General features: G+C 60.7%; 17 protein-coding genes. 6 read left to right on the top strand and 11 right to left on the bottom strand.

Annotated elements, in window-relative coordinates; genetic code table 11:
• Positions 1-83: 83 nt before the first annotated feature.
• Positions 84-782, top strand: coding sequence for a DUF502 domain-containing protein (locus tag ABWV42_RS14720; RefSeq protein WP_255106597.1), 699 nt, complete (start codon positions 84-86; stop codon positions 780-782).
• Here ABWV42_RS14720 and ABWV42_RS14715 read toward each other — a convergent pair.
• Together ABWV42_RS14715 and ABWV42_RS14710 are read right to left on the bottom strand one after the other, a co-directional pair.
• Positions 779-1,816 carry a patatin-like phospholipase family protein gene (locus ABWV42_RS14715; RefSeq protein ID WP_353340832.1) on the bottom strand — a complete coding sequence of 346 codons (1,038 nt, stop codon included), beginning with the start codon at positions 1,814-1,816 and terminating at the stop codon, positions 779-781. The two genes, ABWV42_RS14720 and ABWV42_RS14715, sit on opposite strands and share 4 nt — an antisense overlap.
• Positions 1,817-1,875: 59 nt before the next feature.
• Positions 1,876-2,649 (bottom strand): 3-hydroxybutyrate dehydrogenase, encoded by a 774-nt coding sequence (locus tag ABWV42_RS14710; protein ID WP_353340831.1) that lies wholly within the window; start codon positions 2,647-2,649, stop codon positions 1,876-1,878.
• Between the two features lie 299 nt (positions 2,650-2,948).
• Between ABWV42_RS14710 and ABWV42_RS14705 the strand changes: the two genes are divergently transcribed.
• The gene (locus tag ABWV42_RS14705) at positions 2,949-4,763 is read left to right on the top strand and encodes an extracellular solute-binding protein (RefSeq protein WP_502930968.1); all 1,815 of its coding nucleotides are present in this window, start codon (positions 2,949-2,951) and stop codon (positions 4,761-4,763) included.
• A 6-nt stretch (positions 4,764-4,769) separates the two neighbouring features.
• Complete coding sequence (locus tag ABWV42_RS14700; RefSeq protein ID WP_353340829.1) at positions 4,770-4,886, top strand: entericidin; 117 nt, start codon at positions 4,770-4,772, stop codon at positions 4,884-4,886.
• A 1-nt stretch (position 4,887) separates the two neighbouring features.
• Here ABWV42_RS14700 and ABWV42_RS14695 read toward each other — a convergent pair whose 3' ends face one another.
• The 3 genes from ABWV42_RS14695 to ABWV42_RS14685 form a co-directional block, all read right to left on the bottom strand.
• A complete protein-coding gene (locus ABWV42_RS14695; RefSeq protein WP_353340828.1) occupies positions 4,888-6,261 on the bottom strand; it encodes a cytochrome P450 in 1,374 nt (457 codons plus the stop codon).
• Positions 6,258-7,472, bottom strand: coding sequence for a hypothetical protein (locus ABWV42_RS14690; protein WP_353340827.1), 1,215 nt, complete (start codon positions 7,470-7,472; stop codon positions 6,258-6,260). The genes ABWV42_RS14695 and ABWV42_RS14690 overlap by 4 nt, the downstream gene beginning before the upstream one ends.
• Before the next feature lie 87 nt (positions 7,473-7,559).
• A complete protein-coding gene (locus ABWV42_RS14685) occupies positions 7,560-8,312 on the bottom strand; it encodes a cytochrome c biogenesis CcdA family protein (protein ID WP_353340826.1) in 753 nt (250 codons plus the stop codon).
• A 137-nt stretch (positions 8,313-8,449) separates the two neighbouring features.
• On the opposite strand from ABWV42_RS14685, the gene ABWV42_RS14680 reads away from it, so the two are divergent.
• Positions 8,450-8,674 carry a sulfurtransferase TusA family protein gene (locus tag ABWV42_RS14680; RefSeq protein WP_353340825.1) on the top strand — a complete coding sequence of 75 codons (225 nt, stop codon included), beginning with the start codon at positions 8,450-8,452 and terminating at the stop codon, positions 8,672-8,674.
• A 102-nt stretch (positions 8,675-8,776) separates the two neighbouring features.
• Here ABWV42_RS14680 and ABWV42_RS14675 read toward each other — a convergent pair whose 3' ends face one another.
• From ABWV42_RS14675 to purC, 6 genes are all read right to left on the bottom strand, one after another.
• A complete protein-coding gene (locus ABWV42_RS14675; protein WP_502930967.1) occupies positions 8,777-12,007 on the bottom strand; it encodes an Rne/Rng family ribonuclease in 3,231 nt (1,076 codons plus the stop codon).
• A 521-nt stretch (positions 12,008-12,528) separates the two neighbouring features.
• Complete coding sequence (locus ABWV42_RS14670; protein ID WP_255106578.1) at positions 12,529-13,863, bottom strand: sigma-54-dependent transcriptional regulator; 1,335 nt, start codon at positions 13,861-13,863, stop codon at positions 12,529-12,531.
• A 3-nt stretch (positions 13,864-13,866) separates the two neighbouring features.
• Entirely contained in the window at positions 13,867-15,633 is a 1,767-nt protein-coding gene (locus ABWV42_RS14665; protein ID WP_255106576.1) for a sensor histidine kinase, read from the bottom strand.
• 36 nt (positions 15,634-15,669) lie between these two features.
• Complete coding sequence (purQ, locus tag ABWV42_RS14660; RefSeq protein WP_255106574.1) at positions 15,670-16,338, bottom strand: phosphoribosylformylglycinamidine synthase subunit PurQ; 669 nt, start codon at positions 16,336-16,338, stop codon at positions 15,670-15,672.
• Positions 16,338-16,568, bottom strand: coding sequence for a phosphoribosylformylglycinamidine synthase subunit PurS (gene purS / locus ABWV42_RS14655; RefSeq protein ID WP_255106572.1), 231 nt, complete (start codon positions 16,566-16,568; stop codon positions 16,338-16,340). The genes purQ and purS overlap by 1 nt, the downstream gene beginning before the upstream one ends.
• A gap of 93 nt (positions 16,569-16,661) precedes the next feature.
• Positions 16,662-17,420 (bottom strand): phosphoribosylaminoimidazolesuccinocarboxamide synthase, encoded by a 759-nt coding sequence (purC, locus tag ABWV42_RS14650; protein ID WP_255106571.1) that lies wholly within the window; start codon positions 17,418-17,420, stop codon positions 16,662-16,664.
• Positions 17,421-17,578: 158 nt separating this feature from the next.
• Between purC and ABWV42_RS14645 the strand changes: the two genes are divergently transcribed.
• Both ABWV42_RS14645 and ABWV42_RS14640 read left to right on the top strand, forming a co-directional pair.
• Positions 17,579-17,893 (top strand): DUF1476 domain-containing protein, encoded by a 315-nt coding sequence (locus ABWV42_RS14645; RefSeq protein ID WP_255106569.1) that lies wholly within the window; start codon positions 17,579-17,581, stop codon positions 17,891-17,893.
• 177 nt (positions 17,894-18,070) lie between these two features.
• Positions 18,071-19,909 carry a phosphatidylglycerol lysyltransferase domain-containing protein gene (locus ABWV42_RS14640; RefSeq protein ID WP_353340821.1) on the top strand — a complete coding sequence of 613 codons (1,839 nt, stop codon included), beginning with the start codon at positions 18,071-18,073 and terminating at the stop codon, positions 19,907-19,909.
• The last annotated feature ends 72 nt before the right edge of the window (positions 19,910-19,981 follow it).

Genomic DNA, 19,981 nt, shown 5'->3' with positions numbered 1-19,981 from the left:
AAACGTCGCCAGAGGGGTTTGAATCGTTGATCCCAAATCCCCCAGACCTTAGGTAACGCGGTAGAAAAACGACGTCCAAGATCATGACCACGCCATTCGACGAAGAACCCCATCACCACCGCAAGCCCGGCATGTTCGCCGGCCTGCGTTCCTCATTCCTGACGGGGATCGTCGTCATCGCGCCTGTGGGCATGACGATCTGGCTGATCTGGACGCTGATTGGCTGGGTGGATGGCGTGGTGCTACCGCTGGTGCCCTATACCTTCCAGCCGGAAAAATACATCGGCATCAACCTTCGTGGCGTTGGCGTCATCATCTTCCTACTGTTCACGATTTTCGTGGGTTGGGTTGCCAAGGGTCTGATCGGGCGTTCGCTGATCAACTTTGCTGAAGGCCTCGTGGATCGCATGCCTGTGGTGCGGTCGATCTATTCCGGCGTAAAGCAGATTGCCGAGACGGTGTTTGCCCAGTCTGACCGGAACTTTGAAAAGGCCTGCCTTGTCGAATACCCCCGCAAGGGCATTTGGGCGGTTGGCTTCATCTCGGCCGAGGCCAAGGGCGAAGTCGACGCCAAACCGCATACCAGCGATCAGCTGATGGGGGTTTTCGTGCCCACCACACCAAACCCGACCTCGGGCTTCCTGCTGTTCTTCCCGCGCGAGGACATCATCGAGCTGGACATGAGCATCGAGGAAGCCGCGAAACTGGTGATTTCCGCAGGCCTTGTCTATCCCAACGCCAAGGACCCGACGAAACCCTCCGGTGAAAAGTCGAAGTCCTAACCGTAGGTATCCCGCAGGTTGATGGTGCTTTCCACGTTCAGCGCCTGCTTATGTGACTTGAGGAAATCCTGCGCCGCCTTCTGACCAGCGGCCTTGAGTTCGGCGAGGATATAGGGTGTGGGCACCGATTTCGTGGCCACCGACAGATCGTTCATCAGCGCGTCATCGGCGATCATGTGAACCTTCACATCTTTCATGCTACCCTTGTCGATCGCCCCCTGCTCCAAGAGCCGATGCGCAAAGGCAATCGCCCGCAACTCGCTGAGCAGCGAACTGTTGAAACTGATCTCGTTGATGCGGCTCTGGATCTGTTGCGGTGTCACCGGCTTTTCCGCACGTTCCAGCGGGTTGATGTTGATGATCACCACGTCATCTGGCAACTCGCGGTCAAACAGCGGAAACAAGGCCGGATTGCCGGTATAGCCGCCATCCCAATAGGCATCGCATTCCCCGGTTTCCGGATCTTCGATTTCCACCGCCTGGAACATCGTCGGCAGACAGGCCGAGGCAAGGATCACGTCGGTGGTGATCTCCTGCTTGGTGAACACCCGCGCCTTGCCGGTGCGCACGTTCGTTGCACAAATGTAAAGACGCGGACCGATCTCGGAACAGACCTCTTTGTAGTTGAAGGCATCCACCACCGATCTGAGGGGATTGGAATAAAGCGGACCATAAGCATAGGGAGACACCATGCGCGACATGGTTTCAGCCATCGAATAGGGTAGCGAATACTCCATCGCGCGCGCCACGGGTCCCGGGCCCGGTCCAAAGCTGGTCATCCAGTTGATCAGCCGCATATCCCCAACCGCGCCCATCCGCGACCAGAGTGCATCAAGGTTGGCAATCGCCCCGGCCTCGCCATCCTGGATCATGCCCGATTTCAGCGCGGCACCGTTCAACGCCCCCGCCGAGGTTCCAGAAATACCCGCGATCTCGATTTCAGGGTCATCCAGCAGAACTTCAAGAGCGCCCCAGGTAAAGGCGCCATGCGCGCCGCCGCCTTGAAGCGCGAGGTTGATCCGTTTCTTACCCATCAGGCACCCCCAAAACAAAAAGGGCCCGCAATGGCGGACCCTTGCACTCAAGACAGGATTTAGAGCGCGGTCCAGCCGCCGTCCACGCTGATCGTGGTGCCGGTGATCTGTGCCGCCGCGTCCGAACACAAAAAGACAGCGGTGCCACCCAGTTGCTCGACAGTCGCGAATTCTTTCGAGGGCTGGCGCGTGAGCATCACGTTCTTCACCACCTCGTCGCGGCTCATGTTGTATTCCTTCATGGTGTCCGGTATTTGCGCCTCGACCAGCGGCGTCAGCACATAGCCGGGGCAGATCGCGTTACATGTGATCGGTTCCTGCGCGGTCTCAAGCGCGACGGTCTTGGTCATGCCGACAACACCATGTTTGGCCGCCACATAGGCCGCCTTGAAGGGCGATGCGGTCAGCCCATGGGCCGAGGCGATATTGACGATCCGGCCCCAGCCACGTTCCCGCATCCCCGGCAGGGCGGCGGCTGTGGTGTGGAAGGTCGAATTCATATTGATCGCGATGATCGCGTCCCACTTTTCTACCGGAAACTCGTCAATCGGGCTGACATGCTGGATACCGGCGTTGTTGACGAGGATGTCACATCCCCCCGCCTGTTCGATCAGCGCCCGGCATTCCTCGCCCTTGGACATATCCGCCTTGATATAGCGCGCCTCAACACCGAAATCCGCGCCGATGCTCGCGGCCAGCGCGTGATCTTCGTCGTTATCGGTGAACGAGTTGAGAATCACATTCGCCCCCGCCTTGGCGAGTTCGCGGGCCACGCCCAGACCGATGCCCGAGTTCGAACCAGTGATGATGGCGGTCTTGCCTGCAAGAGTCATGGAAATCTCCCTTATCCAATCTTGCGCGCACCATACCATGCTGCACCCGCAAAATAAGGGGTTTCCGGCCGTTCACGTATTCCTACGGGAGATTTGAACACGACAGACAAAAAAAACCCCGGCACAAGGCCGGGGTATAGTCATTGAGGCAGGTTTCATACAGGCAAGAAACCTATCGAGCAGTGACACCTTTATAAGCAATCCGCCGCTCAGAGTCCAAGCTAAAAGTTTGATAAGGCAGAGAACCCCCTGTACCCTCTGAGCCAATAAAAACAGGCCCGAGCAGGATTGTCCCCCATATGCGACCAGTTAGTTTCCAGCGGATTCGCCGATTTGGCCTCGCGATTCCCCTTCTTTCCTTGGCTTCGGGCGGCTTTGCCGAACCCTCGCATGGAATCGCCATGTACGGAGACCCAGCACTTCCGGCTGATTTCAAATCCTTACCCTACGCAAATGCCGCGGCCCCAAAGGGCGGCAGAATCGTCACCGGCAACACTGGTGGATTCGATTCGCTCAACCCATTCGTGCGCAAGGGACGGGTGCCCTGGCAGCTGCGATTCTTCACCCACGAATCGCTCATGGGACGAAATTGGGATGAACCTTTCGCACTTTACGGCCTTCTGGCCGAAAGCATAGAAACCGGCCCGAACCGCGAATGGGTCGAATTCACCCTGCGCGAGGAAGCGCGGTTTTCCGATGGCACTCCCGTCACCGTTGAAGACGTGATCTGGTCCTATGAAACTCTCGGGACCCAAGGCCACCCGCGCTATCACAGCCTCTGGAACCAGATCGACCGCATCGAAACCACCGGACCGCGCTCGGTGCGCATCACCTTCAACACCGGAAACCGCGAATTGGCCCTGATCGCCGGCCTGCGACCGATCCTGCAAAAGGCGCAGTGGCAGGACAAGCCTCTTGCCGAGGCCACGCTGTCGGACATCCCCATCGGCTCTGCCCCCTACGTGGTGGAAGATTTTGAGGCCGGACGCTTTGTCACCCTCAAGCGCAATCCAGATTACTGGGGGCTGCACCTGCCCTTGCGACAGGGTATCGCCAACGTTGATGAGATCCGCATCGACTTTTATGGCGACGAAGACGTCATGTTCGAGGCCTTCAAGGGCGGTGCCCTGTCCTATATCCGCGAGTTCAACGCCGAAGCCTGGGCCACCCAATACGATTTCCCCGACGCGGCCTCTGGCGCAGTTGTGAAATCCGAAATCCCGCATCAGAAACCATCGGGGATCACCGGCCTTGCCATGAACCTGCGCCGCGCCCCGTTTGATGACATCCGCGTGCGCGATGCGCTGATGCACGCCTTCAACTTCGAATTCATCTCCGACACGCTGACCGGCGGTCGCCAGCCGCGCATCACCTCTTACTTCTCTGGCTCATACCTTGCCATGCAGGACGCGCCCGCTTCGTCAGAAGTGGCTGCCCTTCTGGCACCATACGCAGACACCCTGCCCGCCGATGTGCTTGAGGATTACGACCTGCCCGCCTCGAACGGCAGCACGCGCAATCGCGGCAACATGCGCCGCGCCATGCAACTTTTGTCCGAAGCTGGGTTCGACGTGGTCGATGGCATCATGACCAAGCCGGATGGCACGCCCTTTACCTTCGACATCTTGTTGCGACAGGGTGACAAACAGGACAAGTCGATCATCGACATCTATCGAAAGGCGCTGGAAAAGCTGGGGATCTTCGTCACCATCACCGAGATCGACAATGCGCAGTATACCCAACGCGTGAATGCCTTTGATTTCGACATGACCGACTATCGCCGCGCCATGTCGCTTAGCCCCGGCAACGAACAGGCCCTCTACTGGGGCAGCGCCGCCGCGGATCAGGAAGGCTCGCGCAACATCATGGGCATCAAATCCCCTGCCATCGACGCGCTTGTCGAGGCGCTCACTAACGCCCGCGACCCACAGGAGTTCAGGACCGCGGCACAGGCCCTCGACCGGGCGCTGACCACGGGCCGCTACGTGATCCCGATCTGGACCTACGCCGTGGGCCGCATCGCCCACCGCAAGGAACTGAAATACCCCGAAACTCTGCCCATCTATGGCGACGGCGTCGAATGGATGCCGGGCGTCTGGTGGCACGAAGACTGAAGACCCATGAAAAAGACTCTCATCCTTCTGACCTGCCTCACCCTGATCTCTGCCTGCAACACCGTGGCAGGCATCGGCGAAGACGTGACCGCCGGGGCGGAAACCGTACAGGGCTGGTTCTGACCTAGCCCTCGCGCGGTGTCAGCCTGAGCCAGATGCCGTCCTTGGCCCGCACCGTCAGATGGGCCTCGGGCACCGGTTCGCGCCCACGCACGGTTTCGAACCGGAAGGCCCGCACCAACAGCGAGAGAAGCAACGCACCTTCGATCATCGCGAACCCCGCGCCGGTGCAGACCCTTTGGCCCGACGAAAACGGGATATAGGCGTTGCGCAGGCATTCTTTGCCGTTCTCCGTCTTGAAGCGCTCGGGATCGAATTCATCCGGGCGTTCCCACAGCCGTTCATGGCGATGCAGGTGCCAGGGGCTCAGGACAACCTGACTGCCGACGGGCACCTCGCGGGCACGGAATTCTTCGGGACAGGTGTTCTGGCGCACCATCATCGGCACCGGCGGATAAAGCCTGAGCGCCTCGCGGAACACCTCGCGCGAGGTGCGCAGCTTGGAAACGGCCGAGAAATAGATCTTCTCGGGGTCCAGAACCTCATTCGCCTCGTCGGCGAGCTTGTCCTGCCACTCGGGATAAAGCGCCAGCAGATACAGCGCCCAGGCCAGCGCCGAGGCGCTTGTCTCGTGACCGGCAAGGAAGAAGATCGCCACCTGATCGACCATCTCTTCGGTGTCGAACTTTTCGCCGGTTTCCGGATCGGGCGTGGTCATGATCTTGGTGGCAAGGTCATCCGGCGCCGTTCCCGCCTCGATGGCCGCCATACGCTCGGTTGTCAGCTGTTCGATCAGGGCACGTATCTGGGTTGCGGTCTCCTTGGTCCGGCGGCTGTGAAAGCGCGGGAACCACTTGGGCAGCGGCAACAGCGCCCCAAGGTTTACAACCGGTTGTTCGTTCTGGTGTTCGCGGAAGGTGGAAAACACCTTGCCCGCAACCTCGTGCTCGATCGGGATCGAAAACAGGGTGCGGAAAATCACGTCTGCGGCCGCATGGCTGGTCTGGGCCTCGATCTCGATCGGCCCGTCGAGCGCTTCTTTGCGCAACCGCTCGACCGCCGCCACACCCGCATCCCACATCGCCGGAAACGTGTCCCGCAACCGCCCGCCTTCAAAAGCCGGATCAATGATGCGCCGCTGGCGTTTCCATGTCTCGCCATTGGTGATGAACACCGAATTGCCCAACAGCGGCACCAGCCCCTCCCGCACCCGTTCGGACTTGGGAAAATCATCCGGTCGCTTGTTCAGGACAAGATCAACCAGCTCGGGATCATTGCACATGAAGCTGCGAAAGAACGGGGTGCGGAATTCCGCCATCCACGCGCGGTAAAGACGCTGCGGCTGGGCTGACAGAATGTCCTGCCGGAACAGCTTGAGGTATTTCCAGAGCGAGACCCGGTCAGCCCGCGCCGCCGGTTTCGGGGGAAGACGTGTCATTCAAGAACACTCGTGAACTTGTTGACCGGACGTTCGATCCGGCTTTTGGAAGGCACGCGCCCGTCATAACGTTCGCGCAGTGTGATCGGCCCGGCGGTGATCTTGAAGTAATCGTAATCACCTGGATTGTCGAAGGCACAGAGATACTGGAAATGCAGGCGGAAGAACCGCCAGCGCAACTCTTTCCAACGCTCGGCACTCAGGGTCTGGGTAAAGGCCGCAGACACCACCAGCGGCCAGCGTTTGCCGCCCTCCGGTTCTACGCCCGACACGCTGACCGGATCACAGAGCGCAAAGGCACAGCCATCGCCCGGCGCGGTCACATCCACCCAGGCCAGTTCGCGGCGCTGGCACAGAAAGGCCAGACCGCCCCGCAGGCGTTTGGCCTCGGGCAGGAACGACACCATCGGCACCACCTGCCCCAAGGACAGGAACCCAAGCGCCGGCCCGTCTTCGGGCACCCGCCCCTGCCGGATCAGGTCGGCAAGGATCGACACAGCCAGATGCGCGCCGCTGGAATGACCGACCACCAGAACCTCATCCACATCGTCGCGCAGGGCGGCCTCGATGGCATCGGCAAATTCGGCCAACCGCTGCTCAAGCGGCGCGGGATTGGCCCCTTTCCAGCGCGCCGAATAGGCATAGTCATGCATCAGGTAATAGGCAAAGAACTTGCCGTCTTTCTTGCGAAACCAGTTGAGCAGGAACGGCACGATCACCAACCCGCCCCAGGCTGTCCAATCCGGCAGAGCCAAAGCCAGAATCTGGCCCAGCCCATAGGCCGCGACAAGCGCAAGACCAAGCTGCACCAAGAGGAACACCACGGGATAAAGCGCCGCAATCACCGGCCCCTTGCGCAGTTTCATCAACCGCCACAGCGCCCCTGACCCGATATAAGCCCAGGCCGTCCGCGCCAGTTGCAGATAGGTGGCGGGGATCGAATTCGACATGCTGTCGCGCACGATGTCGGACCAGACCAGAACCTCGACATCGGCCTGTGTCTCGGCCCCGTCGATCCTGCCGGTCACATGCCAGCCATAGGTGCCGCCCCCCGTCTTGGGGGCCAGCGTCACCTCGTATCCGGAAATCGCGCCCTGCGCCCCGCTCTCCTTGCGGTACAATTCGCGGTAGCGGCGGGGATGAATGGGATCATAGCCGGGAATATAGAATACCCGACGGCGCTTTACCGTTTGTTCCTTGCTCTGGCCCATTGTTCTACCTCTGGGACAAACACTAGCCCCACAATGCGGCTGAAGTAAGTCAAAAGCAGAGCCAGAAGATTGCGCTAGGGCAAGGAATTAGCCAAGCGTCGCCAGAGCCGGGAAGGTTTCCAGAAGCCAGAAGGAAAACGCCGAGAAACCGCCGGTCAGCATCAGGAGGCCGATGGTCCACAACAAAAGGCCCATGATGCGTTCGATCTGCTCCATGTGGCGCTTCATCCAGCCCATCAGGCCGCCCAGCTTCGGTAGGAAGGCCGCCACCAGCAGGAACGGAATACCAAGTCCGGCCGCATAAACCGCCAGCAGCATGGTGCCGCGCGTCAGAGAGGCCTCTCCAGCAGCAAGCGACAGGATCGCGCCCAGTTGCGGGCCAATGCAGGGCGTCCAGCCAAAGGCAAAGGCCAGGCCAAGGATATAGGCCCCAAAGGACGAGCCACCCTGATCCCCGACATCCAGACGCGCCTCGCGATCAAGGAACCCGATCCGGTAGACGCCCACGAAATGCGCGCCAAAGATCATCACGATGACCCCCGCGATGGTGTTGAACCAGCCTTGGTAGGACAGGAACAGCGAGCCAATCGCCGAGGCGGTAAACCCGAGGAACAGGAACACCGTCGACAGGCCCAGCACAAAGAACAGCGCCGGCACAACCGCGCTTTTCTTCTGCGCGCCACCTTCGGCTAGATCGCTCACGCTGACCCCACTCATATAGGCAAGATATGGCGGCACGATAGGCAGCACACAGGGGCTCAGGAACGAGATAACCCCGGCCGTGAGCGCCACGAACATGGCGGGCAGAAGGCCCGCGTCGATGATGTCGATTCCAAACATGTCTTCCGCTTACTTCAATCCGAGGCAAAGGTCACCTCAAGAGCCTTTCACAACCCTGTGTCATGCTTTCGCGCCCCGAACCTTGAGGCAAGTCAAGAGCGATGGACAGGGCCGCCGATTGGCCCTATGTCAGCAGCATGACACAAGAAATCGACGCCATCGGGCTGCTGTGCCCCCTGCCCGTCCTGAAGCTGCGCAAGCGCCTGCAACCGCTTGCCGCCGGGGACCGTATCCTTCTGATCGCCGACGATCCCGCAGCCATCGTCGACGTGCCGCATTTCTGCAATGAAAGCGGCCACTGGCTTGTCGCGTCCGAAGAAAAGGACGGCGCCCTGACCTTCCTCGTGGAAAAACGCGCCTGACAACACGCACGCCCAAGACTGCGCCAGACCGCTGACGGCTGGCACCAAAAGAAAAAGCCGGGGGTCGATCCCCCGGCTTTTTCTGTTCTGATTTACAAGGCGTTACCCGCGCGACCACCAGCCGCGACGCTTCGGCTTGGGCGGGGCTGCCGGTTCGGCTTCGGCCACAAGGGCGGGTTCCGGTTCTTCCGCGGGGGCTTCGGTCTGTGCTTCAACAGCCTCTTCCACCTCTGCAACCTCTTCGGCAGGCGCTTCGGCTTCAACGGCATCCTCTGCCTCGGCTTCCGCGACCTCTTCAGGTGCCTCCGTAGGCGCGTCCGCCGCTTCTGCCACCTCGACAGCCTCTTCCGCAGGAGCCTCGACTTCGGCCTCAACAGCGGCCTCTTCCGGCGCGTCACCCGCTTCAGTAGCGGCCTCAGCAGGCGCTTCTTCGCTGGCCTCTACCGCGGTCTCTTCTGCAGTTTCTTCCGCAGCCTCTTCAACCTTGTCGTCCGACTTCTTGCGAGACCGCGAACGTGAACGGTTGCGCGAACGGCTGGACTTCTTCTTCTCTTCCTTGGGAGCGTCTTCCCCCTCGGCCTCGGTCGAAGCTTCGCCTTCACTCGCCTCTTCGCTCGCCTCGGACGCCTCTTCAGACTGTTCCTGATCGGTCTCCGCCTCGGTGCCCTCGGTCTTGGACGACCGGCTGCGGCTGCGGCGACGACGGCGGCGGCGCTTCTTGGGCTTGGTTTCGCCCTCTTCGCCGTCCTTGGCCTCGGTCACATCTTCTGCTTCCGCCTCGATCAGGTCCTCGTCCACATCATCCATGATCGACATGTCGACAGAGACAACCGGCGCCGAGACTTCCGGAACCACGCGGGTTGCGGTCTTGAACTTCTCAAGCGAGTAGTCCGGCGAGATCAGGTGCACATCGCCCTCGATCCGAACCGACAGACCATAACGCGCTTCGATCTGCGCGATATGCTCGCGCTTTTGGTTCATAAGGTAGTTGGCAATCGCAACCGGAACCCGCACGAGAACCTCGCGCGAACGACGGCGGGTGCCCTCTTCCTCGATCTGGCGCAGGATCGACAGCGCAAGGTTGTCGTCCGAACGGATCAGGCCGGTGCCGTGGCAATGCGGGCACGGCTGCGTGGTGGCCTCGATCATGCCGGGGCGCAGACGCTGGCGGCTCATTTCCATCAGGCCAAAGCCCGAGATGCGACCCACCTGGATGCGGGCGCGGTCGGTCTTGAGCTTGTCCTTCATGCGCTTTTCGACGGCGGCGTTGTTCTTGCGCTCGTCCATGTCGATAAAGTCGATGACGATCAGGCCGGCAAGATCGCGCAGTCGCAGCTGGCGGGCCACTTCTTCGGCAGCTTCCAAGTTGGTCTTGAGCGCGGTTTCCTCGATCGAGCCTTCCTTGGTGGCGCGGCCCGAGTTCACATCGATTGCCACAAGCGCTTCGGTCACGCCGATCACGATGTAACCACCGGATTTCAGCTGCACCGTCGGGTTGAACATCGACGACAGGTAGCTTTCCACCTGGTAGCGCGCGAACAGCGGCAGCGCGTCGTGGTAGTGCTTCACGTTGCGCGCGTGGGACGGCATGATCATCTTCATGAAGTCCTTGGCAATGCGGTAACCGCGATCCCCTTCAACCAGAACCTCGTCGATCTCACGGCTGTAAAGATCGCGGATCGAGCGTTTGATCAGGTCGCCTTCTTCATAGATCTTTGCCGGCGCAATGGATTTCAGCGTCAGTTCGCGAATCTGCTCCCACATACGTTGCAGGTATTCATAGTCGCGCTTGATCTCGGTCTTGGTGCGCTTGGCACCGGCGGTGCGCACGATCAGGCCCGCGCCCTTCGGCACGTCCAATTCGTTGGCAATTTCCTTGAGCTTCTTGCGGTCGGTGGCGTTGGTGATCTTGCGGCTGATGCCACCGCCACGCGCGGTGTTCGGCATCAGGACACAGTAGCGACCGGCCAGCGAGAGATAAGTGGTCAGGGCCGCACCCTTGTTGCCACGTTCCTCCTTGACGACCTGCACCAGCATGATCTGGCGCACCTTGATCACTTCCTGGATCTTGTAACGGCGCGGACGCGGTTTGCGCGGCGGGCGGATGTCGTCGGTATCGTCTTCGTCAGCAACGGATTCGATGCTGGAATCCTTGCTCGAGGCATCCGATTTCTTCGACTTATCGTCGTCGTCCTCGTCGCTCTCATCACCGTCTTCGGCGTCATCCGCCTCAACCTCGGTGTCTTTGGCTTCTTCTGCGGCGTCATCCGCCTCTTCAGTTGCCTCGGGTGCCTCTTCGGCGTCCTGCGCAGCCTCTTCAGCAGCTTCCGCCTCGGGCGCGTCAGCCGTAGCCTCTTCGGTTTCCGCAGGTGCCTCGGCCTCTACCTCTTCGGCAGGCGCCTCTTCAGCCGCTGGTGCCTCGGCAGCTTCGGCCTCTTCCTCGGCCTTGGGCGCGCTTTCGACTTCCTCGCCGGTTTCCGGATCAAGGCTGACAACCGCGTCATCGCCTTCCGTGGCCATGGCCATGGTCTTGCCGCTGTCGTCTTCGTCCTTGTCTTCAGAGCTCTCTTCCGAGCTCTCTTCCGAAACCTCCGCAACCTCTTCCGTGGCCACTTCGGTCACGTCGTCGGTGGCCTCTTCGGCCTCTGCGGCAACGGTTTCCTCTTCCGCAGCCTCGGGTTCTTCCGATGCTTCGGTCTCGGCAACCTCTTCGGCCACCTCTTCCGCAGGCGCTTCGGCTTCGACAACGTCTTCCGTTGCTTCAACCTCATCCGCCGGTTCCTCTACCGGGGTCTCGGCCACCAGCTCCATCGGGGACAGGCCCTCGGTGGTGTCATCACCGGCGTCAGTCTCGAGATCGATGGTTTCCATACCCTCGATCTGTGCCGCATCCGCGGTGTCCACGATGACGTCGGTATCCTGGGTCTCAACGACCTCTGCTGCCTTGGTCTCTTTCGATTTCGAACGCGACCGGCTGCGCGAGCGAGAGCGCGAGCGCGACTTCGGCTTTTCTTCTTCCTCGTCACGCGCCTTCATCGCCTCGGCATAAGCGCGTTCTTCCTCGAGCAGCGCCTCGCGGTCTGCCACAGGGATCTGATAGTAATCGGGATGGATTTCCGAAAACGCGAGAAAGCCATGACGGTTTCCGCCATAGTCCACGAATGCTGCCTGAAGCGAGGGTTCGACCCGCGTAACTTTTGCTAGATAGATGTTACCTGCGAGCTGACGTTTGTTTTCGGACTCAAAGTCGAATTCCTCAACCTTGTTTCCGTCCACCACCACAACGCGGGTCTCTTCCGCGTGGGTGGCGTCGATAAGCATTTTCTTTGCCATTGGTTCCGTATGCACAGCCGCAATCGCCCGCGTCCCGGCGGGCCGAGTTGGAGGGATTGCGTGCGGTGTCTTGTCTGGGCGAAGCTAGGCGCGCGGCCGAGGGGGCCGCTGGCGGCCTCTGCTCGGTCTCTCAATGTCATCGCGCGCTTCATCGCGTTTCTTCTCCGACGCTCGAAAGGCATTTGGGCGCTCTCTGCGTCTGTTATACGCCCGCCGCCTTGGCGGTCCGGGCAACTCTCTGCCCCTCTTTCAAGGGGCCAATCGGTCTGGACGGGAAGTTGGGCATTCTCTGCCGTCAGCCATCTCAATCCAGCGAAACTCATGCGGGGCGTCCCGTAGGACAGACCTCCGTAAAGCTACATAAGACCACGATCAGGGAAATTACAATGCCAAATGGTAAGCGGCTTCAAAAACGCCCGTCAAAAAGGCTGATTTCACGGCATCTTTTACCAAATCCTTAACGTCCAACGGAAAACACCCGCCGTTTGGGCGGGTGTTTCAACATGCGTTGCAGTATGGACCTAAAGGTAGTCCGCCCGCTGAAGGCCGTATTTGGCCATCTTCTCGTTCAGCGTCCGGCGCGGCAGGCACAGCTCTTCCATTACACTGGCGATCGACCCCCGGTGCCGCCGCATGGTGTTGTCGATCAGCATCCGCTCGAACGCCTCGACATATTCCTTGAGCGGCTTGCCCTCGGTGGTCATCACCGGCTGCATGTCCTCGTGATCGTTCATCAGGAGCGAGGCAATGGTCCCCTCACCCCGACGACTTTGCAAGACGGCTCGTTCCGCAAGGTTGATCAACTGACGCACATTGCCCGGCCACGGCGCCTGTAACAGCTGCGCGGCTTCTTGCGCGCTGACCTTAGGCGCATCACAGCCATAGTCATCGGCAAACTGCTCTGACAGGCGGGTAAACAGGGTCAGGATATCCTCGCCCCGCTGGCGCAAAGGCGGCACCGTGATCTTGAGCGCGGCAAGGCGATAGAACAGATCCGACCGCAGGGCATCCTCGCAGGTGCGGTCCTGTTCCTGCATGTTGCAGATCGCGATGATCCGCGTTTCGGCAGGCGTGCCCTGTTCATTAATAACATTCAGCAATTTCGCCTGAAGCCCGTCACTCAGCATCTCGACATCCTCAAGCACAAGCGTGCCGCCGCGGGCTTCCTCGATGGCGGGCAACTGGCTGTCTTCCGGCAACATCGGCCCGAACAGACGCCGCGCCAGTGCCTCTTCCTCAAAGGCGCCACAGCTGACCAGCACGAATTTCTTGCCGGCACGACTGCCAACTGCGTGCAGGGCATGGGCCACCAGCGTCTTGCCGGTGCCGGTCTCGCCATCAATCAGAACATGGCCATCCGCCTGCCCCAGATCCAGAATGTCTTCCTTCAGACGTTCCATCACCGGGCTCGCCCCGATCAGCTTTTTCATCAGCTGGCCGCCATCCGACAACTCTCGCCGCAAGGCCCGCGCATCCAGCGTCATGCGCCGCGCGGTTGTCGCCTTCTTGGCAAGTTGGCTCATCCGGTCGGGATTGAACGGCTTTTCAAGAAAGTCGAACGCCCCCACCCGCATCGCCTCAACCGCCATCGGCACGTCACCGTGGCCGGTGATCATGATCACCGGCAGCGCGCTGTCCGATCCCATCAGCTTTTTCAGGAACTGCATCCCGTCCATGCCCGGCATCTTGATGTCCGAAATCACGATCCCCGGATAATCCGGCCCCAGCTTCTTCAACGCATCCTCGGCGCTGGCAAAGGTCTCAGTGTCATAGCCCGACAATGCCAGCCACTGGCTGATCGACTGACGCATGTCCTGTTCGTCATCGACAATCGCGATTTTCATACCCTGGGCCATAAGTTACTCCGCTGCCTCGATATCTTCACTCAAAATAGGAAGCTGCACTTCAAATACAGCCCCCCCGTCCTGTCCGTTGCGCGCGGTCATCCGACCACCAAGATCGCTCACGATCCCCGAAGAAATCGCCAGCCCCAGCCCGACACCATCGCCCGGCTGCTTGGTGGTAAAGAAAGGCTCGAACAGCTCATCCAGGTTCTCGATGCCCGGCCCGCTGTCCCGCACGGTCAGTGTGGCGGTTTCACCCGCCGCCAAAATAATTTCGATCTCGGGCTGGCTCAGCCCCTCCATCGCATCAAGCGCGTTGCGCAGAAGGTTGATGATCACCTGCTCGATGCGCACCCGATCCCCCATCACCCGGACCTGTTCATCGGGAATGATCCGGCTGATGCGCACATGCCCCTGCTTGAGTTGTGGCTCCATCATCGACAGGGCCGACACCAGCGCGTCATTCATCACCACGGGCACGAAATCGTCACCGCCCTTTCGCGCATAGGATTTGAGCTGCTTGGTAATCGCGCCCATGCGCTCAATCAGGTCATCAATGCGGTGGAACGACGACAATGCCTCGTCAGGGCGATTGCGCCGTACCAGAAGCCGCGCGCCGGCCAGATAGGTCTTCATCGCCGCCAGCGGCTGGTTCAATTCGTGACTGACTGCCGCCGACATCTCGCCAAGCGCGGCCAGTTTCGAACTCTGGGCCAGCGATTGTTCGGCCACGGCAAGGCTTTGCTGCATCCGTTCACGTTCGGAAATCTCGCGCTGGAGACGCATGTTCAGCACCCGCAACTCGGCGGATTCACGCTGGAAAAGGGCCATGCGCATGGCATTCTTGCGGTTCAGGAAAAAGAACGCCAGCGCCAGAAGGATGGCAAACCCCATGAATTCAAGCGCCAGAACCGCGTTCACCCGCTCGCGCACACTGGAATAGGTGGTGAACAGAGTCATGCGCCACCCGCGGAACGGAATCCGCGCATCTTCGCGCATCACGCCCTCTCCGCGCAGGTAGGCATCGGGCGGAAGCTGGGTCCAATCCGAGGTCGCTTGAAGCGCGCGTTCAATCGCGCCCTGGGCCGGCTGGCGACGCAGGGCCTCTTCCTCGCTCAGGCCGCGCCAGCGTGGTTCCGTGGCAAGAATGATAGTGCCTTGGCTGTCGGTCACATAGACCGCATCGGAAATCCCGGCCCAGGCCCGCTCGAACTTCTGCAAGTCCGCCTCGACAGCGATCACTCCGATCACCTGACCATTGCTTTCAAGACGGCGCGCATAGGTGAAATGATAGGCACCACTCTCGTGCCGCTCGCCTGAAAAAACTGTAACGTTGGATCGTAACGCACTGATGAAAAACTCATATCCACGATAGTTTGCGCCGATCTTCGTGCGATCGGTGGCCGCAACGGTGCGCCCGTCGGCATCCAGCATCATCAGCGAGGCGGCCCCGATTTCATCAACAAAAGAAATCAGCCGTGCCGTCGATTGCGAAAAATCACCCGAGTTCAACGCCCCGATCAACGCCGGGTCCTTGGCCAGAAGCTGTGGCACGATCGCGTTGCGGCGCAATTCCGACTGAAGGTTGCCGGAATAGAGCGCAAGACGAAGCTCAGCCCGCGTGCGGGTGTTCTCGGTAAAACGGTCTGTCAGGAAAGAGTTGGTGACGATAATCGTCACCGCAGCCGCCACAAGGAGCAGCGCAAAAGCCAGACGCACCCGCCAGCTTGCAGCGCGTGTCCTCGGCGTCCGGGATTGGTCGGAAAGGGGCAGCTCTTCCATGACGTCAGATTACGCCGCCCCAAAACCAGTCACAAGTCACGCAGTGGCGAGTTGGTCCATCAACGAGCGGAACATTGCCACCCCGTCCGTGCCGCCATGACCTTCGTCCGCGGCCCGTTCCGGGTGCGGCATCATGCCAAGAACACGACGGTTTTTCGAAATCACACCGGCAATATCGGCAACCGACCCATTCGGGTTATCGGTATAGGTAAAGGCGATGCGGCCTTCGTCACGCAGCTGCGCCAGCTTTTCGTCGGTGACGAAATAGTTGCCATCGTGGTGCGCGATCGGAACCTGGATTTCCTGGCCCAGCTCGTAGCCCGAGGTAAAGGCGGTTTCCGCGTTCTCGACTTTGAGGCCAACGGTACGGCAGATGTACTTGAGACCCGCGTTGCGACGCAGCGCGCCGGGCAGAATGCCGGTTTCGGTCAGGATCTGGAAGCCGTTGCAGACGCCCACGGCATAACCGCCACGCTCGGTGTGCTGGATCAACGATTTGCAGATCGGCGAGTTTGCCGCGATTGCACCGCAGCGCAGGTAATCACCGAACGAGAAACCGCCCGGAACGCCCACGATATCAAGACCTTCGGGAAGGTCGGTGTCCTTGTGCCACACCATGGTGACATCCATGCCCGCACGTTCGAAGGCCACCGCGAGATCGCGGTCGCAGTTCGAACCCGGGAAAACGATGACCGCTGCCTTCATTACATCAGCTCCACGCGGTAGCTTTCGATCACGGTGTTGGCGAGAAGCTTCTCGCACATCTCGGTCACGGTGTCCTCGGTGGTGCCCTCGGCGAGGTCCAGCTCGATCACCTTGCCCTGGCGCACACCTTCCACGCCGTCAAAGCCGAGGCTGCCCAGTGCGTGGCGCACGGCCTCACCTTGCGGGTCCAGAACGCCGTTTTTCAGCATCACGTACACACGTGCTTTCATGTCTTGTCTCTCCGGTTTGCGAAGAACCCTGATCCGGCTTCTTCGTTGCAAGATATCTTAAGTGCGACGCGCCCCGGTCCGGGGCGCGAGAGATTAGTTCACCAGCGTTGGCTTGGTCGGGGTCGACGTCTTGGGCATTACACCCAGACGGCGCGCCACTTCGGCATAGGCGTCGGTCAGGCTGCCAAGATCGCGGCGGAACACGTCCTTGTCGAGCTTCTGGCCGGTCTCAAGGTCCCACAGGCGGCAGCTGTCGGGGCTGATTTCGTCGGCCACGACAAGACGCTGGAAATCACCTTCGTAAACGCGGCCGATCTCGATCTTGAAGTCGACCAGCTTGATGCCCACGCCATACATGACGCCAGACAGATAGTCGTTGACGCGCAGCGCAAGGCCAAGAATGTCATCCATGTCCTGCTGGGTGGCCCAGCCAAAGGCCGCGATGTGCTCTTCGGTGACCAGCGGATCACCCAGGCTGTCATCCTTGTAGCAATACTCGACGATCGGGCGCGGCAGCTGGGTGCCTTCCTCGATGCCAAGGCGCTTGCTCATCGAGCCTGCGGCGAAGTTGCGCACGATAACTTCCAGCGGAATGATCTCGCAGGAGCGCACAAGCTGCTCGCGCATGTTCAGGCGCTTGAGAAAGTGGGTCGGCACGCCGATCTGTGCCAGACCGGTCATGAAATACTCGGACAGGCGGTTGTTCAGCACGCCCTTGCCGTCGATCACGTCTTTCTTCTCGGCGTTGAACGCGGTCGCATCGTCCTTGAAATATTGGACAATCGTGCCCGGCTCGGGGCCTTCGAACAGAATCTTGGCCTTGCCTTCGTAAATCTTCTTGCCACGCGCCATGAGGGGTCTCTTTCCTGTCTTGCGGGGGCGACTCCCCGCTTTGATGCGCCCTCTTAATCCATGGGCGGCATTGTCGCAAGCGCAGCACGCCCTCTTGCAGCGACGCGCGAGACGCTGCATACAAGGCCCAACGCCAACATTTGCAAAGGAATCCGCAGATGACCACCTTTGACGATCGCGAATCCGCATTCGAAAACAAGTTCGCGCATGATGAAGAAATGAACTTCAAGGCCGAAGCCCGCTGCAACAAGCTGCTGGGTCTCTGGGCCGCTGAACTGCTGGGCAAGTCCGGCGACGAGGCCGACGAATACGCCAAGACCGTCGTGATCGCCGATTTCGAAGAAGCCGGCCACGAAGACGTCGTGCGCAAGGTTGTTGCAGACCTCGAAGGCAAGATCACTTCGGACGAGATCCGCAGCAAACGCGCCGAGCTGCTGGTCATCGCCAAAGAACAGATCATGCAGGAACTCTGATAGAGTTTGTCATGAAATGAACAGAGAAAGGCGCGTGGGTTGCCCTCACGCGCCTTTTCTTTAACCAAATAGCCACTTGTTTTAACCCGATAATCCTTGACCCGAAACATGATGTTGGGGGATTCTGGTGAAAACAATACAAACACACAGGCACATATCTTGCAGTCGTTGAGGTCCTTGCGTCAGCTCCCTAAACACGTTCTGCCCCTTGCAATCGCGGCCGCGTGTGGCTGGTTGGTTGTCGAGCGGCTGGAAGGTCTCGACATGGCCGCACTCAAGGCCGCGATGACCACGCTGCAACCGCATCAGTGGCTGATCGCACTTGTTGCAACCGCCATCAGCTTCCTTGCCGTTGCCCGCTACGATGTGATTGCCCACCGCCATTTCCAGACCGGCGTACGCCCGCGCGATGCCACGCTGGGCGGCGCAACCGCCATCGCCCTTGGCCAGACCCTTGGCGCCGGTGCCGTGGTTGGCAGCTTCGTACGCTGGCGGATGCAGCCGGGCCTGAGCCTGATCGATGCCGCGCGCATTTCCGCCTTTGTCGCCGTGACCTTCCTTGCGGCCCTTGCCGTGGTGATCGCCGTCAGCGCCCTGATCCTGCCCGTGCCGCATATCCCGGGCTGGGTGCCGACCGTGATTCTGGTCGCCGCCTGCTGCCTTGCCTTCCTGGCCTTCTTCTTCCCGGTTCTGCGCATCCTTGGCGGGCGTGAAATCGCCCTGCCGACCCTGCCCGCGATGGGCAGCCTGATGGCCCTGTGCCTGATTGATACCGTTGCGGCGGGCATCGCCTTCCATGCCCTGATCCCGCATGGGATCGAGTTGCACCTGCTGATGTTCCTGCCAGTGTTCCTCGTTGCGCTGGGTCTCGCGATCCTGTCCGGCACGCCCGGCGGCGTTGGTCCGTTCGAACTCACCCTGCTGTCTATGCTGCCGCATCTGCCGCATCCCGAACTGATGGCCGCAATCATCGCCTTCCGCATTGTCTATTATGCCATTCCGGCGGTGATCGCCGCGATTGCCCTGCTCCGCCCCCTGCGCGAGCACGAGGCTTACCTCGCCACGCAAGCCTCCGACCTTGCCGATGCACTCACCACCCCGATGGCCCGCGCCGAACTGGGTGTCCTGCGCCAGAATGGCGGGTCGCTGGTGGATTGTGGTCACGGCATTTGCGGCATCGTCCGCACCGGCCAGACCCTGACCGCGCTCTTCGATCCCGTCGACAGCCACGCCGGTGAGCTTGCCACCCCGCTGCGCCGCATTGCCCGCGCCCAGAACCGTATCATCTGCAAATACAAGATCACCTCGCGACAGGCGGTTCATGCCCGCCGCGAAGGCTGGGCCGTTCTTCATATCGCTGACGAGGCCCTGATCTGCACCCAATCGCACGATCTCAAGGGCGCCTCATATCGCCAGCTGCGTCGCAAGCTGCGCCATGCGGAAAAGGCCGGTGTGTCCATCGACGCCCCCGCCGCGCACGACCTCCCCCTGACCGAGATGCGCCGCATTTCCCACGCATGGGAAGACGCCCACGGCGTCGCACGCGGCTTTTCGATGGGACGTTTCGAAGAAGGCTACGTTGCCGAACAGAAGGTGCTTCTGGCCTGCACCGACAAGGGCTGCGTCGGTTTCATCACCCTGCACAGGTCTGCCCGTGAATGGTGCCTCGATCTGATGCGCATCCTGCCCGACGCCCCCGACGGCACCATGCACGCGCTGGTGAACCGCGCCATCGAACTTGCCCGCGAGGACGACATTCCCTGCCTGTCCCTCGCCGCCGTGCCCGCACGCCCCGAAGGCTGCCATCCGGTCGAAAACACCATCCGTCGCAAGTTCGACAAACACGCCAACGGCCCCGGCCTGCGCCAGTTCAAACAGTGTTTTGCCCCGCGCTGGCAGCCACTCTTCATGGCAGCCCCCGGCTGGCCACAGCTGACCTTTGCCGCCTGTGACCTGATCCGCTCGGTGCGCCTTGATCAACCGCGCCCCGCCCCCGTGCCGGTTCCCGCCGAATAACCCGCCTCATAATCAACATGAGACGAATTGCCATTGAAGACCGGCAATCGGCGTGACACATGTGCCCCAACG

It is taken from the genome of Pelagimonas sp. KU-00592-HH, assembly GCF_040369695.1.
Lineage (GTDB): Bacteria > Pseudomonadota > Alphaproteobacteria > Rhodobacterales > Rhodobacteraceae > Shimia.
The sequence above is the reverse complement of the archived record's forward strand: the minus strand, read 5'-3'. Positions and strand labels throughout refer to the sequence as shown.

What these genes read in the sequence shown, in the direction of transcription:
- ABWV42_RS14720 (WP_255106597.1), top strand. Translation starts at nt 84, where the DNA reads ATGACCACGCCATTCGACGAAGAACCCCATCACCACCGCAAGCCCGGC.
- ABWV42_RS14715 (WP_353340832.1), bottom strand. Translation starts at nt 1,816, where the DNA reads ATGGGTAAGAAACGGATCAACCTCGCGCTTCAAGGCGGCGGCGCGCAT.
- ABWV42_RS14710 (WP_353340831.1), bottom strand. Translation starts at nt 2,649, where the DNA reads ATGACTCTTGCAGGCAAGACCGCCATCATCACTGGTTCGAACTCGGGC.
- ABWV42_RS14705 (WP_502930968.1), top strand. Translation starts at nt 2,949, where the DNA reads ATGCGACCAGTTAGTTTCCAGCGGATTCGCCGATTTGGCCTCGCGATT.
- ABWV42_RS14700 (WP_353340829.1), top strand. Translation starts at nt 4,770, where the DNA reads ATGAAAAAGACTCTCATCCTTCTGACCTGCCTCACCCTGATCTCTGCC.
- ABWV42_RS14695 (WP_353340828.1), bottom strand. Translation starts at nt 6,261, where the DNA reads ATGACACGTCTTCCCCCGAAACCGGCGGCGCGGGCTGACCGGGTCTCG.
- ABWV42_RS14690 (WP_353340827.1), bottom strand. Translation starts at nt 7,472, where the DNA reads ATGGGCCAGAGCAAGGAACAAACGGTAAAGCGCCGTCGGGTATTCTAT.
- ABWV42_RS14685 (WP_353340826.1), bottom strand. Translation starts at nt 8,312, where the DNA reads ATGTTTGGAATCGACATCATCGACGCGGGCCTTCTGCCCGCCATGTTC.
- ABWV42_RS14680 (WP_353340825.1), top strand. Translation starts at nt 8,450, where the DNA reads ATGACACAAGAAATCGACGCCATCGGGCTGCTGTGCCCCCTGCCCGTC.
- ABWV42_RS14675 (WP_502930967.1), bottom strand. Translation starts at nt 12,007, where the DNA reads ATGGCAAAGAAAATGCTTATCGACGCCACCCACGCGGAAGAGACCCGC.
- ABWV42_RS14670 (WP_255106578.1), bottom strand. Translation starts at nt 13,863, where the DNA reads ATGGCCCAGGGTATGAAAATCGCGATTGTCGATGACGAACAGGACATG.
- ABWV42_RS14665 (WP_255106576.1), bottom strand. Translation starts at nt 15,633, where the DNA reads ATGGAAGAGCTGCCCCTTTCCGACCAATCCCGGACGCCGAGGACACGC.
- purQ (WP_255106574.1), bottom strand. Translation starts at nt 16,338, where the DNA reads ATGAAGGCAGCGGTCATCGTTTTCCCGGGTTCGAACTGCGACCGCGAT.
- purS (WP_255106572.1), bottom strand. Translation starts at nt 16,568, where the DNA reads ATGAAAGCACGTGTGTACGTGATGCTGAAAAACGGCGTTCTGGACCCG.
- purC (WP_255106571.1), bottom strand. Translation starts at nt 17,420, where the DNA reads ATGGCGCGTGGCAAGAAGATTTACGAAGGCAAGGCCAAGATTCTGTTC.
- ABWV42_RS14645 (WP_255106569.1), top strand. Translation starts at nt 17,579, where the DNA reads ATGACCACCTTTGACGATCGCGAATCCGCATTCGAAAACAAGTTCGCG.